General features: G+C 64.3%; 18 protein-coding genes and 2 riboswitches. Of the genes, 6 read left to right on the forward strand and 12 right to left on the reverse strand.

All coding sequences use genetic code 11. From position 1 onward, the window contains the following. Positions 1-73: 73 nt before the first annotated feature. Positions 74-1,468: a peptidoglycan-binding protein gene (locus tag H6955_17790; GenBank protein ID MCP5315416.1), complete on the forward strand. Its 1,395-nt coding sequence runs from the start codon at positions 74-76 to the stop codon at positions 1,466-1,468. 72 nt (positions 1,469-1,540) lie between these two features. On the opposite strand, the gene H6955_17795 is transcribed toward H6955_17790, so the two are convergent. From H6955_17795 to H6955_17805, 3 genes are all read right to left on the reverse strand, one after another. Beyond that, complete coding sequence (locus H6955_17795) at positions 1,541-1,861, reverse strand: sulfurtransferase (protein ID MCP5315417.1); 321 nt, start codon at positions 1,859-1,861, stop codon at positions 1,541-1,543. Positions 1,862-1,871: 10 nt separating this feature from the next. Next, entirely contained in the window at positions 1,872-2,534 is a 663-nt protein-coding gene (locus H6955_17800; GenBank protein MCP5315418.1) for a protein-L-isoaspartate O-methyltransferase, read from the reverse strand. 200 nt (positions 2,535-2,734) lie between these two features. Beyond that, positions 2,735-3,382: a peroxiredoxin gene (locus H6955_17805; protein ID MCP5315419.1), complete on the reverse strand. Its 648-nt coding sequence runs from the start codon at positions 3,380-3,382 to the stop codon at positions 2,735-2,737. A 222-nt stretch (positions 3,383-3,604) separates the two neighbouring features. Beyond that, a riboswitch (TPP riboswitch) is annotated at positions 3,605-3,701 on the forward strand. A gap of 97 nt (positions 3,702-3,798) precedes the next feature. Then, positions 3,799-3,895: riboswitch (TPP riboswitch) on the forward strand. A 37-nt stretch (positions 3,896-3,932) separates the two neighbouring features. On the opposite strand from H6955_17805, the gene thiC reads away from it, so the two are divergent. Both thiC and H6955_17815 read left to right on the forward strand, forming a co-directional pair. Next, a complete protein-coding gene (thiC, locus tag H6955_17810) occupies positions 3,933-5,825 on the forward strand; it encodes a phosphomethylpyrimidine synthase ThiC (GenBank protein MCP5315420.1) in 1,893 nt (630 codons plus the stop codon). Positions 5,826-6,016: 191 nt separating this feature from the next. Then, on the forward strand, positions 6,017-6,304 hold the full coding sequence (locus tag H6955_17815) for a hypothetical protein (GenBank protein MCP5315421.1): 288 nt from the start codon (positions 6,017-6,019) through the stop codon (positions 6,302-6,304). A 48-nt stretch (positions 6,305-6,352) separates the two neighbouring features. Here the strand turns inward: H6955_17815 and H6955_17820 are convergent, their stop codons facing one another. Beyond that, positions 6,353-6,667: a PilZ domain-containing protein gene (locus H6955_17820; GenBank protein ID MCP5315422.1), complete on the reverse strand. Its 315-nt coding sequence runs from the start codon at positions 6,665-6,667 to the stop codon at positions 6,353-6,355. A 132-nt stretch (positions 6,668-6,799) separates the two neighbouring features. Here H6955_17820 and H6955_17825 point away from each other — a divergent pair, with 132 nt between their 5' ends. Beyond that, positions 6,800-7,243 (forward strand): TerB family tellurite resistance protein, encoded by a 444-nt coding sequence (locus H6955_17825; GenBank protein ID MCP5315423.1) that lies wholly within the window; start codon positions 6,800-6,802, stop codon positions 7,241-7,243. A gap of 29 nt (positions 7,244-7,272) precedes the next feature. On the opposite strand, the gene H6955_17830 is transcribed toward H6955_17825, so the two are convergent. The 4 genes from H6955_17830 to H6955_17845 are packed head-to-tail and all read right to left on the reverse strand — an operon-like array spanning position 7,273 to position 10,336. Continuing rightward, positions 7,273-7,914 carry a lactate utilization protein gene (locus tag H6955_17830; GenBank protein MCP5315424.1) on the reverse strand — a complete coding sequence of 214 codons (642 nt, stop codon included), beginning with the start codon at positions 7,912-7,914 and terminating at the stop codon, positions 7,273-7,275. Then, complete coding sequence (locus tag H6955_17835) at positions 7,907-9,328, reverse strand: iron-sulfur cluster-binding protein (protein ID MCP5315425.1); 1,422 nt, start codon at positions 9,326-9,328, stop codon at positions 7,907-7,909. Before H6955_17835 ends, H6955_17830 begins: the two co-directional genes overlap by 8 nt. Further along, positions 9,325-10,086, reverse strand: coding sequence for a (Fe-S)-binding protein (locus H6955_17840; protein ID MCP5315426.1), 762 nt, complete (start codon positions 10,084-10,086; stop codon positions 9,325-9,327). The genes H6955_17835 and H6955_17840 overlap by 4 nt, the downstream gene beginning before the upstream one ends. Beyond that, positions 9,989-10,336, reverse strand: coding sequence for a hypothetical protein (locus H6955_17845; protein MCP5315427.1), 348 nt, complete (start codon positions 10,334-10,336; stop codon positions 9,989-9,991). The genes H6955_17840 and H6955_17845 overlap by 98 nt, the downstream gene beginning before the upstream one ends. Before the next feature lie 241 nt (positions 10,337-10,577). Here H6955_17845 and H6955_17850 point away from each other — a divergent pair, with 241 nt between their 5' ends. After that, positions 10,578-10,760 carry a hypothetical protein gene (locus tag H6955_17850; GenBank protein MCP5315428.1) on the forward strand — a complete coding sequence of 61 codons (183 nt, stop codon included), beginning with the start codon at positions 10,578-10,580 and terminating at the stop codon, positions 10,758-10,760. A 273-nt stretch (positions 10,761-11,033) separates the two neighbouring features. On the opposite strand, the gene H6955_17855 is transcribed toward H6955_17850, so the two are convergent. From H6955_17855 to H6955_17870, 4 genes are all read right to left on the reverse strand, one after another. Further along, positions 11,034-11,165, reverse strand: a complete 132-nt coding sequence (locus H6955_17855) for a DUF3149 domain-containing protein (GenBank protein MCP5315429.1) — start codon at positions 11,163-11,165, stop codon at positions 11,034-11,036. A gap of 107 nt (positions 11,166-11,272) precedes the next feature. Continuing rightward, complete coding sequence (locus H6955_17860) at positions 11,273-11,599, reverse strand: EF-hand domain-containing protein (GenBank protein ID MCP5315430.1); 327 nt, start codon at positions 11,597-11,599, stop codon at positions 11,273-11,275. A 57-nt stretch (positions 11,600-11,656) separates the two neighbouring features. Next, complete coding sequence (locus H6955_17865; protein MCP5315431.1) at positions 11,657-12,013, reverse strand: hypothetical protein; 357 nt, start codon at positions 12,011-12,013, stop codon at positions 11,657-11,659. Positions 12,014-12,079: 66 nt separating this feature from the next. Further along, positions 12,080-12,664 carry a CBS domain-containing protein gene (locus tag H6955_17870; protein ID MCP5315432.1) on the reverse strand — a complete coding sequence of 195 codons (585 nt, stop codon included), beginning with the start codon at positions 12,662-12,664 and terminating at the stop codon, positions 12,080-12,082. 104 nt (positions 12,665-12,768) lie between these two features. On the opposite strand from H6955_17870, the gene H6955_17875 reads away from it, so the two are divergent. After that, positions 12,769-13,494, forward strand: a complete 726-nt coding sequence (locus H6955_17875; protein ID MCP5315433.1) for a pseudouridine synthase — start codon at positions 12,769-12,771, stop codon at positions 13,492-13,494. Positions 13,495-13,542: the final 48 nt, after the last annotated feature.

The raw sequence follows: 13,542 nt of genomic DNA on the forward strand, positions 1-13,542 counted from the left end.
TGGGCGAGTCGGCGTGGCTTGCCACCGACCGAAGGTCCATGCCGGTGCAAGGAACGTCGTTGAAGGAGCTCCCATGCTGAAACGCTTTGAATACACCGGCCTGGCTGCGGTGGTTGCGCTGCTGTCGGTACCCGCGGTCGCTGCACCGGTCGACGCGACCCAGGCACTGCCTGCGGCCAAACCCGGCGAGTGTTACGCCAAGGTCGTGGTCCCAGCCGAATACAAGACCGAGAACGTCGACGTGACCGTGCGCGAGGCCTCGGTGCGCATCGAGACGATTCCGGCGCAGTTCGAGATGGTCGAGGAAAAGGTCCTGGTCCGCGAGGCCGGCAACGAGTTGGTTCCGGTGCCGGCCGAGTACGAGACCGCGGTCGAGTCGGTCGAGTTGTGGCCGGCGCGCAAGATCTGGACGGCCGGACGCAAGAAGAACGCGCCGCCCGCCAGCCCGGCATTGCTCGCGGCGATCGGCGACAGCGGTATCAAGCTCGAGGAACAGCCGCCGGGCGCCTGCCTGAACGAGTTCTTCACGCCCGCGCAGTTCAAGGACGAGCAGGTCAAGGTGTTGAAGACCGAGGGTTACGAGAAGGTCGAGGTCGAACCGGCGGCCTACGAGATGGTCGAGGAGCAGGTCCTGGTCAAGCAGGCGAGCAAGAAGGTCGTCGAGGTCCCGGCCGAGTTCGAGACGGTCACTGAGCAGGTACTGGTCGCGCCGGCGACCACCATGTGGAAGGCCGGGCGCGGACCGATCCAGCGGATCGACAATTCGACCGGCGAGATCATGTGTCTGGTGGAAGTGCCGGCGAAGTACGAGACGGTCACGCGCAAGGTCATCAAGACCCCGGCGACGACCAAAGAGGTCGAGATTCCGGCCGAGTACAAGGTGCAGCAGGTCAGCAAGCTGGTCAAACCGGCGCAGGAACGCCGCATCAAGGTGGAGCCGACCTACGCAACGCTGACCAAGCGCGTCAAGGTCGCCGACGAGCGCTATGCCTGGTATCCGGATTGGGAGGAAAAGCCCGCCGGCAATGCGACCGGACACACCGTGTGCCTGCGTGAGTTCCCGGCAAAGGTCGTCGAGGTCGAGCAGCGTAAGCTGAAGACCGCGGCAACGGTGCGTGAGGTCGAGATCCCGGCCGAGTACAAGACGGTCAAGGTCCGCAAGGTCGTGAAGCCGGCAGGTGAGAACCGCATCGAGATCCCGGCGGTCGTCGAGACCGTTGCGAAAAAGGTCAAGGTCAGCGATGAACGCCTGGAATGGCGCAGCGTGTTGTGTGAAACGAACATGACCCCGCGCATCATGACCGACCTGCAGCGCGCGCTGCAGGAGGCGGGCTTCGACCCGGGTCCGGTCGATGGCCAGATCGGTGCACAGACGATGCGCGCCGTGGATGACTTCCAGCGTACCAAAGGCATGGAGCGTGGCGGCCTGACGCTGAGCACGCTCGAGGCGCTGGGTGTCAAGATCTGAGGCGTGAGCCAAACCGGTGTTGTCGCGCGGGCGTACCCTCGGGTGCGCCCGCTGCGTCTCTGCCGGCAGCGGTCAATAGGTCGGCATGGTCGGATCGACCTCGCGCGCCCAGGCGGCAACCCCGCCGGCCAGGTTGATCACATCGCCGAAGCCCTGGTAGTCGAGGTACATCGCCACCTGGCGGCTGCGGATCCCGTGATGGCAGATCACCACTGTTGCGCGATCCGGGTCGAGCGCGTTCAGTGAGGCCGGCAGTTGGCCCATCGGAATCAATTGTGAACCCTCGATGCGACAGACGCGGAACTCCCAGGGTTCACGTACGTCGAGCAATAGCGGTTCGTCGTCGGAGTGCGCCAGATAGTCGCGCAGCTCAGCCGCGCTCAGGTCACGCATCGGAGCCGTGTCAGAACACGAAATGATCGGCTTGGGGCGCGTTTTCCAGGGCCGGCAGCACGGTCTCGAACAACGACTGCCTCCACAGTTCGCCATCGTCGTTGCGGCTGATCAGTATCGCCGTCATCGCCGGTGCCTCGCCGACCACGACGAACATCCGGCCGTGCGCCGCGAGCAGTGGCTCGAGGTAATCGGGATAGGTCGGCAGCGAGCCGGTGACCGCGATGACCTGGAAGCTGGCCGGTGCAAGGCTTGCGTGCAGGCCATCGCCGGCGACCAGCTCGACGTTCTTCACCGCCAGTGCGGCAAGGCGCTTGGCCGCGGCCTCGCTGAGCGCGGGACTGATCTCATAGCTGGTGACGACGCCACCGAGGTGGGCCAGGCATGCCGTGACGAAGCCGCTGCCGGTACCGATCTCGAGCACGTTGTCGCCCGGCCGGACATCGAGCGCCTGAAGCATGCGTGCCTCGAGTACCGGTTTCATCATCTGCTGACCCTCGCCTATCGGGACAGCGATGTCGGCGAACGCCAGGCCGCGATATTCCTCGCCGACAAAGCGCTCGCGCGGGACCTTTTCGAATGCGTTCAATACACGCTCGTCGATCACCTCCCACGGGCGGATCTGCTGGGCGATCATGTTGAAGCGGGCGGTTTCGAGGTCGTTGGCGAGCATCCGGTTCTCCGTGCAGGGGCTGCGGCACTGACGTTGGGACGCTAGCCTAAGCGCTGCGCGGTAATGGGGCAAGTGATTGAAGCCCATCATTTTTCTGCGCAACCATGAAGGCCCTTAATGACCGGCCCTTGAGTGACAGGACAGCCGGGGTTGCCCCCGGCCGTCCAACGGTCAGCGAATGGCGGCTGCGCCAGCGCCGATCAGAGAGCCTTCTTGCAGAAATACCAGTCGGTGCACTCGTAGCCTTCGTCCATCCGCGCCGCGGCCGCCTGCATGTCCTGGGGCGGCGGGACTATCACTTTGTCCCCCGGTTGCCAGCCTTCCGGTGTCGCCACCTTGTGCTGGTCCGACGCCTGCAGGGCCTTGATCAGGCGCAGGAACTCCGGGATCGAGCGGCCGTTGGTCATTGGGTAGTAGACCATCGCGCGCAATACACCCTCGGGGTCGATGATGAAGGTCGCGCGCACCGCTGAGGTGTCCGCGGCACCCGGATGGATCATGCCGTAGGCTCGGGCGACGTTCATCGACAGGTCCTCGATGATCGGGAACTGGATGTCGACGTCGAAGCGTTCCTTGATATTGCGCACCCACGCGACGTGGCTGTAATAACTGTCGATCGACAGGCCGAGCAGCTCGGTGTTGACCGCTTTGAATGCATCGAAGTGTTTGGCGAACGCGGTGAACTCGGTGGTGCAGACCGGGGTGAAGTCGGCCGGGTGCGAGAACAGCACCAGCCACTTGCCGCGGTAGTCCTCGAGTTTCTTGACGCCATGGGTCGTGCGCGCCTCGAATGCGGGGGCGGGCTCATTGATGCGTGGCATCCGGTAGTTGTCTGTGATGGTGTCCATCTTCGTGTACCTCAAGTGTTTCTCTGGGTGCCGGCATGTCCGGCCTGTGCAGCTACATTAGAATTTCCTAATCAATTGATCCAATTGATTAGAGAAAAGGCATCGATAGTGGAGGACTATTCGGCATCGGCCGAAAACTCCATGGATTCCCCGGTGGTGCCCGGTAAACCGCACTGGTACAGTCGGTTTCTCGAGATGCGCGCCGGCCGGGCGCGCCGAACGCGATACAGCTGGGGGTGCCCGTCGGTCGGCGGGCTGAGAGAGACCCTTGGAACCTGAACCAGTTAGTACTGGCGTAGGGTGAGTGAGGACCGAATGCCCGGTGGGCATTCGCAGCCGAACGAACGCCCTGCCATGGAGGGCAGGGCCGGGGCCGGAATCGGCCGCCGAACCGCGCCAGGATGGCGCGTCGAATGCGATACAGCTGGGGGTGCCCGTCGGTCGGCGGGCTGAGAGAGACCCTTGGAACCTGAACCAGTTAGTACTGGCGTAGGGAAGCTGAGACCCAATCCTCCGGGTGTCTCCGTTTCCGCGCCGATGGAGACGATCGATGAGCGCGATTCCCGAAGACTTCATCAAGAAGACCAACGAGCTTTCGGACGAGGTGACACGACCCTTTCCCGGGGCCCGAAAGGTCTACGTCGAGGGGTCGCGTGCGGATATCCGCGTGCCGATGCGCGAGATCAGCCAATCCCCAACCCCGGCCAGTTTCGGTGCCGAGGAAAACCCGCCGATCACCGTCTACGACACCTCCGGACCCTTCACCGATCCCGACACCCGGATCGATCTGTTGCGTGGTATGCCGGACCTGCGCAGCGCCTGGATCGACGAACGCGGCGATACCGAGCAACTCGACGGGCCGACCTCGGACTATGGGCACCAGCGCCAGCATGACCCGGCGCTGGCCCACCTGCGCTTCGAGCACATCCGCGCGCCGCGTCGTGCCAAGGCCGGTCGCAACGTGACCCAGATGCATTACGCACGCCAGGGCATCGTCACGCCGGAGATGGAGTTCGTCGCGATCCGCGAGAACCAGCGGCTCGACGAGATGCGCGCAGACCCGCGCTATGCCAGGTTGCTGCGCCAGCACCCGGGGCAGGGCTTCGGTGCCAGCCTGCCAGAGCAAATCACCGCCGAGTTCGTGCGCGACGAGATCGCACGCGGCCGCGCGATCATCCCGGCCAACATCAACCACCCTGAACTCGAGCCGATGATCATCGGCCGCAACTTCCGGGTGAAGATCAACACCAACATCGGCAACTCGGCGGTGACCTCGTCGATCGAGGAAGAGGTCGAGAAGATGGCCTGGTCGGCGCGCTGGGGCGGCGACACGCTGATGGACCTGTCGACCGGCAAGAACATCCACGAGACGCGCGAGTGGATCCTGCGCAACGCGCCGATGCCGATCGGCACGGTACCGATCTACCAGGCGCTGGAGAAGGTCAACGGCAAGGCGGAGGATCTGACCTGGGAGATGTTCCGCGACACGCTTATCGAACAGGCCGAGCAGGGCGTCGACTACTTCACGATCCACGCCGGGGTGTTGTTGCGCTATGTGCCGCTGACCGCCGACCGCGTCACCGGCATCGTCTCACGCGGCGGTTCGATCATGGCCAAGTGGTGTCTCGCGCATCACAAGGAAAACTTCCTGTACACGCACTTCGAAGAGATCTGCGAGATCATGAAGGCCTACGACGTGTCGTTCTCGCTCGGCGACGGCCTGCGCCCGGGTTCGATCGCCGACGCCAACGATGCGGCCCAGTTCGGCGAGCTCGAGGCACTCGGCGAGCTGACCCAGATCGCGTGGCGGCACGACGTGCAGGTCATGATCGAGGGCCCCGGCCACGTGCCGATGCAGATGATCAAGGAAAACATGGACAAGGAACTGGTCGACTGTTTCGAGGCGCCGTTCTACACCCTCGGCCCACTGACGACCGACATCGCGCCCGGCTACGACCACATCACCTCGGGTATCGGCGCCGCCAACATCGGTTGGTATGGCACCGCAATGCTGTGCTACGTGACGCCCAAGGAACACCTCGGTCTGCCCAACAAGGCCGACGTGCGCGAGGGCATCATCACCTACAAGCTGGCCGCGCATGCGGCCGATCTGGCGAAGGGCCTGCCCGGTGCCCAGGTGCGAGACAATGCGCTGTCGAAGGCGCGTTTCGAGTTCCGCTGGGAGGACCAGTTCAACCTGGGTCTCGACCCGGACCGTGCACGCGAGTATCACGACGAGACGCTGCCGAAGGACTCGGCCAAGGTCGCGCACTTCTGCTCGATGTGCGGTCCGCACTTCTGCTCGATGAAGATCACCCAGGATGTGCGCGAGTACGCGGCGAGCCACAAGTTCAAGGACATCGAGGTCGCGGTTGAGGAAGGCATGAAGGAGAAGGCCGAGGAGTTCCGCCGCCAGGGTGCGGAGATCTACAAGCCGGTCTGACGCCTCCGGCCACGCCGGAGGCGGTGTCACAAAACCGTCAAACTGTCGGCATTTGTACTGACGTTAGGGGCACGGGGGCGCTAAGCCCCTGTGTCGCAAGCTGTTTCGGTCGGTTTTACCCGGGAAAACCCGAATCGCCAGGTCCTCCGGCGACGGCAATAATTGCCCAATATCGCAGAGGGGGACGGCAAATGAACGATAACAACAGCGATGCCGGTGTGATTGTTGCGTTGCTCAACCGGTTACGGACCCAGCGCCTGCCGCGGGCCCTGGACATCAAGGCCAGGGTCGATCGCGGAGAATGTCTGGAGGAGTTCGACATCTCTTTCCTGAACGACTCGCTGAGCGATGCGATTGCCCAACAAGCACGTTGCGACAAGCATCCCGAGCTGGGCGAAATCGTCGCGAAGATGATCCACCTGCAGCATGAGATCACTGCCACCGCGCTGCTGAACGAGGAGCGGGTGGCGCGCGTCTGAACGTCGCGCGGACCCGCCGCGGCGGGTCCGCGCCGCGTCATCCTTCGTTTACCCGATCGAAGCGAATTCGGCCGGTTCGATCTCGACGATCGATGCCGCAATGTCGAAGCCGTCGTCGATCTCTTCGCAGCGCAACACCGATACCGCGGCGCTCAGCGGCGGCGTGATCGATTTTGCCGGCCGTACCGTGACCTGAAGGTGCATGCCCGCTTCGAGTGCGCGCGCGCTGAAAAACCGGATGCCACTGGCGCTGAGGTCACGCAACTCGACGGTCTCGTTGGTGTCGGATGCGATATCACGGATCCAGATGGGGCAGCGCATCGGCATGCGGATGAAGTCGCGCTTTTCCGAATAGTCGTTCATGTCGGGTATCCTCACTATATCTTGGGTTCGTAGTGCTTCTTCGCCACCACTGGTAGCGGAGACTAGCCCAAGTAGCGCAGACCGTCGGGAAGCAAAGTATTCAGTCGCGATCGGCTCGGAGGACAATCACAGATGCTGGATCGATTACGCGCCTATTTCGGTGCGCCTCCGGCCTCGCCGGCTGACGACGAGGCTGCGCTGCATCTCGCCGCCGCGGCGCTGCTGATCGAGGTCGCCAAGGCCGATCATTGCCTCGAACAGATCGAACTGGAGCGCATGCAGGCGGTGCTCGCGCGCGAGTGGGGACTGGGCCAGCGAGATCTCGATGATCTGCTCGCGGTAGCCCGGGACAATTCCGCGAACAGCGTGTCCTTGCATCAGGAGGTCGACCTGATCAACCGCCATTTCTCGCCGCAGCAGAAATGCGACCTGGTGCGCGGTCTGTGGCAGGTCGCCGGTGCCGATGGCCAGATTCACCATCACGAAGAGGCGTTGGTCCGCCGGCTCGCCGATCTGCTGTACGTCTCGCACAGCGATTTCATCCGTGAGAAGCACCGCGCCCTGGGTGATGCCTGACAGGGTGCGCGGCGAGGCGAATCGGGTGGTCAGTCGAGGATCAGGGTGATCAGCTGCTTGGGTCCATGGATCCCGTAAGCGAGGGTCTGCTCTATGTCGGCGGTCTTCGAAGGCCCAGAGATCAGCAGCGCATTCGTCGGCATGCCTCGGGCCCATCGTTCTTGCTCGATCATCGCCGCGAAGTTCTCGAACAGCCGGTCCGCGTCCAGCAGGGCAAGGTGCAGCGGCGGCACCAACGACATCAGGCGCGGTTCTTCGGCGTCCGGCCACAGCACCAGGCTGCCGCTTTCCGCTAGGCCGCCGCGGCTGCCGGTGATCGCGAAATCGACGTCGCGAAACAGGGCCTGTTTCCATTCCTCGATGGGCCGGTCGTAGCGCCTGATCCGGAACGCATCGGTCGCGCCGGCCGCGAAGCGCTCGGCGACCGGCCCGTGGCCGAGCAGCACGCGCGAAAGGCCGCGCTCGGGCAGTTCGCGGTTGATCCAGTCGACCCAGGCGTCGCGCGCGACCCGGTGCACTTCGCCGCGGACTGCCTGCATGCGTTCTGTGAACGCCGCGATACGCTGTTCGCGGTCCCAGCCGAGTGGCTTGCTGTAGACCGGCGGCTGGGCGACGGCGTGAGGCCGGTTGGCCCGCAGCCGTTCGAGTATCCGGCGGCGCGCCTCACTCATCGCCAAAGCCCTCGGCCCGGGCCAGTTCGCGCAGGCTGCGTGCTGCCGGGCGGGGTGCGCTGCGATAGCGTGTCCAGCCGCCGAGCCTGCTCGGTACCAGGCCGCGCGCCCGAGTCGCCACGCGGGCGAAAAGACGGTACAGCCGCGGATGGGCATAGATCGCCCTCCAGGCCCTCCATGCCCACGCCTCGGCGGAGCGGCGCAGCGTACCGCTGCCCGAGAGTGACGCGCCGGCCACGCCTTCACCGACCGCCTCGGCGCGCAGCCGGTTGATCAGCTTTGGCAGCGGTATCTTTACCGGGCAGACCTCCGCACAGGCCCCGCACATGGTGCACGCCGAGGTCAGGGTGCCGACCTTGTCGAGCCCGATGCGCTGTGGCTCGAGAGCGATCCCTATCGGCCCCGGATAGACGGTGCCGTAGGCGTGTCCGCCGAGCTGCACGTACACCGGGCAATAGTTGATGCAGGTGCCGCAACGTATGCACCGCAGCGTATCGAGCAGCTCCTCGTCCACCCGGATGCGCGAGCGGCCGTTGTCCAGCAGCACCAGGTGCACCGCCTCGGGGCCGTCCAGCTCGCCGGGCTGGCGCGGCCGGCTGATCATGTTGAAGTAGGTGGTGATTGGCTGTCCGGTCGCCGACTTGGTCAGGATCTCGAGCAGCGGGGGGACGTCCGAGAGGCGTTCGACGACCTTCTCGACGCCGGTGATCGCAATGTGCACACGCGGTGCCGTCGTGCTCAGGCGGCCGTTGCCCTCGTTCTCGACCAGGCACAGGGTGCCGGTCTCGGCGACCGCGAAATTCACACCGGAAATACCGGCATCGGCGGCGGCGAACTTTTCGCGCAGGATCAGGCGCGCACTCTGGGTCAGCTCGTCGATGTCGTCGGTGTACGGGATCTCGGGGTAGAACCGATGAAACAGCTCGGCCACCTCGCGGCGGTTCTTGTGGATCGCCGGGGCGACGATGTGCGACGGGGGCTCCTGGGCCAGCTGGATGATGAACTCACCCAGGTCGGATTCGATCACCTCGATGCCGTTGTCCTCGAGGTGGTGATTGAGCTCGGTCTCTTCGGAGACCATCGATTTGCCTTTGACGACCGAACGCGCGCCGGCCGCGGCGAGGATTCCGGCAATGATCGTGTTCGCCTGCTCCGGCCCCTCGGCCCAGTGCACCTGGATCCCGTTCTCAGTGAGCTTCGCCTCGAGGCGTTCGAGCAGTTCGGGTTGGCCGACCAGCGCATTGGCGCGTACTTCGCGGGCCTGTTCGCGCAGGGCCTGCAACTGGATTTCGTCGGGGAACTGGCCCTCGCGTTTCGCCTGGATGCCGCTCAGCGCCGAACGGAAATTGCGCCGCAGCTGGTCGTTGTGCAGGGCCTCGTCGATGCGGCGCTGAAAGGCGCTGGTCTGGTTCATGTGCGCTCCCACAGGAACTCGGCGATATGCTGGGTCGCCGGTGGTTCTGCGCCCGGATCGCCGACTGGTGCGGTCGCGTGCTGGTGCGCGAAGGCGCCGCCGATGTTCATCAGACAGCCGCAATCCTGACTGATCACGCGTTGTGCGCCAGTGGCGCGCAGCGCATCGGTCTTGTCCCTGACCATGGCGCCGGAGACGTCGGCCTGCTTGACGGCGAAGGTGCCGCCGAAGCCGCAGCATTCGGCCTTGCGTGCCTGGGTCGTGACCTCGACGTTGTCCAGTTGGCCGACCAGTGACTCGATTCGGTCTGCGACGCCGAGTTCGCGGCGTGCGGAACAGGAGGTGTGGATCGCGACCTTGAGCGCTTCGCCGCGGTCGCGCAGTCGGATACCGAGGGTGTCGACGAGGAACTCGGTGAACTCGAACGTGCGTTGCGCGATCGCGCACGCACGCGACTCGTCCGGTTGGCCGGCGAACAGTTCGGGCCAGTGCTCGCGGATCATGCCGCCACAGGACCCGGAGGGCACCACGATGGGGATCTCGCGCGGGAAACAGTCGAGCTGCGCGCGTGCCACCGCCAGTGCATCATTGCGATATCCCGAGTTGAATGCGGGTTGGCCGCAGCATGTCTGCCCCTGCGGCAACAACACCTCGATCCCCTCACGCCGTAACAGGCGCATCGCGGCCAGGCCGGTCTGCGGGTACAGCAGGTCGACCAGGCAGGTCGAAAAAAAATAGATCTGTCGGGGTGTCGGCATAGTGGTCGCATCGTGCCTCGGTGACGTCCTGCCGAGGATAGCCGATCGGCACGTCGACCGGGTCCAGAACGCCGCGCCTGGCAACGGTGCCGGCGGTATCGCCGGATGCCTCTTTTTCGTGCGTCGGCGTGACAACGGGGTGCGTGGCTGACAGCGCGCGTGCCTGGACGACATAAATCTGCGCCAACGCAGTGCAGAATATGGTTAAATAAGCAATAGCAGATTTGATCTGTGTCACACCGTCGCTCATCAGCGGCGCCAGAACGATGCAAATTGCTACAAAAACGGGGTGTTTGGCCGAACCTATTCAATAGGTGGGGTCTAACGCCCTGTCGCGGTGCGCGGAGTGCCCAAAAAATGCCTCCTATGCCCGATGCACAGGCGATCTGCCTCACCATGGGGCGCGAGTTGATCTACGCTTGTGAAGATATGCGCATGCAATTCAATGCGTTGGCTTGATTTCTTATAGTTTGAGCTCCAAGGAGAGCGAAATGTCGTTGGAAAATGAAGGGCTTCCCGTAAGCTGGGACGAGATCAAGGAGGCATCTCGCCGGCTTGACTGGGCCGCCAATGAGGGCACTCAGCAGCGTCGCGTCGCGCGCGATTACCTGGCCCATACGGAGTGCGAGGATTCGCGGGTGCAGGAGCACGTTGCGATTCCCGGGTACAACTGAACGACTCCCGGTTGCGGCGCTCGCGTCCCGGGTCGGGCCGCGCGCCGTGAACGATTCGGTGCCGAACTCAGGCCTGTCTGCCGCGCTCACCGACTTCGATCGAAGGGAGCGCTGGCAAAGGGCTGCAACCGTCCGGTGACGGCCTTCTCGATGTCCGCGCCGAATGGCGCCAGTGACAACCCGGTGTTGGTCCGGGTCCCTGCATCCGTCAATCCGCGCACCGAAGCGAGGGGCGAGCCGCCCGTCGCCCTGACGACCGTTGCGCGGCCGGATTCAGCTTTTCGGATCGCCGGAACGGGCCATGAAAAACACGATGAAGAACAGCGCCATCAGGATGATGAACGCGATGACGCCGAACGACAGTATGCCGACCCAATCGGAGAACAATTCCGAAAAGAGTTCCATGGCGGCCTCCCTGGTTATTTTGCCGAATCAGTCCGCACATGCTAGGAGAAAACGCCCGCATGTGGGCTGATCGGCGTCAAACGTGCGGGATTTTGCCGGATTGACGTTTAACGCTTCGGCATCCCCGGCATTCCCTGTATGCCGTGCTGCTGCATCTGCCGCTGCAGTTCCTGGACGCGCTTCTGCATCTCGTCGTTGAACGCCTTGACCTCGGCCGCGTCGAGCGCGCCATCGTGATTGCTGTCCATGTGATCGAACTGCTCGACGGTGGGTTTGAGGAATTCGTCCTTGCTGACCTTGCCGTCCTGATTGGCGTCGAACTGTTTCATGAACAGTTCATCGAGGTTCGGCATCTGCGGCATCTGCGGCATCTGTGGCTGTTGTGCCATCGCGGATGCGCTGGCCAGAACGAAGGCAAACATGATCTTGTTCACGAAAAACAGTCTCCTTGTGGATGTCGCAGGCATTCGCCCGGACGTGGTTTCGGCGACTCACCCGCCGCCGGTCAGGCGATCGGTCAAGTCGCGTTGGGCTTGTCGCAGCGCACGCTGTAGCTGTTGGCGCTGATGCTCAGTGAGTGGAGGGTCGAACACGTCGGTCCCGGCTTCGATGGCCGCGACGAAGGCATCGAGCGCGGTCTGCACGGAGGCCCCGGTGAGGTTATCGGGAAGCGTCGCCGCTTCCGATGTTTCGCCCTGGGCGACCGACACCACCTCCGCCGAACGCGGTATCAGCCGTTGGCGACCCTCGGTGTCGTCTTCGAATGCCGCCTTGAGCGGCGAGACCTTGCGCAAGACCGCGCCCTGAAACCGGAATCGTTCACCCAGACGCAGCTCATGGAATTTCAAGCAATCGTACCCCTACACCCTGCGGGGCAGCATTCTAGAACCGCCGGCCGGCGTTATGGAAGCGTGTCAACCGGCCGCCGCGAGATTGGCAAAGTTGCCTGCGATATCCGTGGTGTCGATGTTTTCACCGATCTGGCGCCCGATCTGGGTGGTAGACAGCAGTCCCCTGATCGTCTGCGCGCCGGCCGCGCTGCGATCCACCACCAGCGCGTGCTGCCGCCCCATGCGCTTCAGCGTGGTCACGATGTCGCCGACCCGGGCGATCGAGACGTCCGCCATCTCGAGTACCTCGATCTTGTGCTGCGGGGTCATGATGTCGCGCACGGTCAGGTCACTGCGCGCGGTACCGGATTCGCTGATGCGGCGCAGGATGCGCTCGCCGCTGAGATCCCTGGAGGTAACGATGCCGATCACCTGGTGCAACGGGCTGGTCACGAACAAGAGCCGGACCCCACCCGCGATCATGTTCTGCTCGGCGTCGTCGATCGGTATGTTCGCCGAGACCGTCTCCGCGGCCACCGTTGTCAGGTCGGTCATCACATCCAACGCCGGGCTGTCCAGCGTCACCTGTTCCGGAAGGCTTTGGCGCGGGCGTTGGAACCCCACACCCGCATCCAGCGCCCCGGCGTTCAGCACACGGAATTGACTCATGAGCGGACTCCGGTGATGGTTGTGCTCTCGGAAGATCCAATCCAGGCCCCTTCTCTGGCTAAGGTAGGCCGGACCGGGGAAATTGCAATCTCTGAAGTGTCCAGGTGAGACTCGATCGCTTCGTCAGCCAGGCCGCTGGCATCTCGCGCAGCCAGGCACGTGGCGCGGTACGTGCGGGCCGGGTGGCGGTCGCCGGCGAACCGGTGCGTGACGCTGCGGCAAGCGTCGACGGCGTGGCGGCGGTGGAGCTCGACGGCCGCGCGTTGCGCCTGCCCGAGCCGTTGTACCTGATGTTGCACAAGCCCACCGGGCTACTCAGCGCGACCACCGACGGGCAACAGGCGACGGTGTTGTCGCTGCTGCCCGAGGCACTCGCGGCGCGCGTGCATCTGGTCGGCCGGTTGGACAAGGACACCAGCGGCCTGTTGTTGCTGACCGACGACGGCGATTGGTCGCACCGTATCACTGCGCCGCACAGCCGCTGTCCCAAGGTCTACCTTGCCGACCTCGCGGAACCGTTGACCGGGGACGCCGAATCGCGGCTCGGGCGGGGACTGCTGTTGCGCAGCGAACAGCGGCCCACGCGCCCGGCCCATCTGCAGAGACTGGACACCAACAGGGTGCGCATCACGATCGACGAGGGGCGCTACCACCAGGTCAGACGCATGTTCGCGGCCCTCGGCAACCGCGTCGTTGCGCTGCATCGCGAATCGATTGGCGGCCTGTCGCTGGATCCGTCGCTGGACCCTGGACAATGGCGCCCGCTCAGCGTGCGCGAGCGCGCCGCGGTGCTGCCGGTGACGCATTCCAACGCGCGAGAAAGCGATTAGACTGCAGTACAGAGGGCGCCCTCGCTGTGGCGCGACCAGGACTGCCTC

This window comes from Chromatiaceae bacterium (assembly GCA_024235395.1).
GTDB lineage: Bacteria > Pseudomonadota > Gammaproteobacteria > Chromatiales > Chromatiaceae > Thiosocius.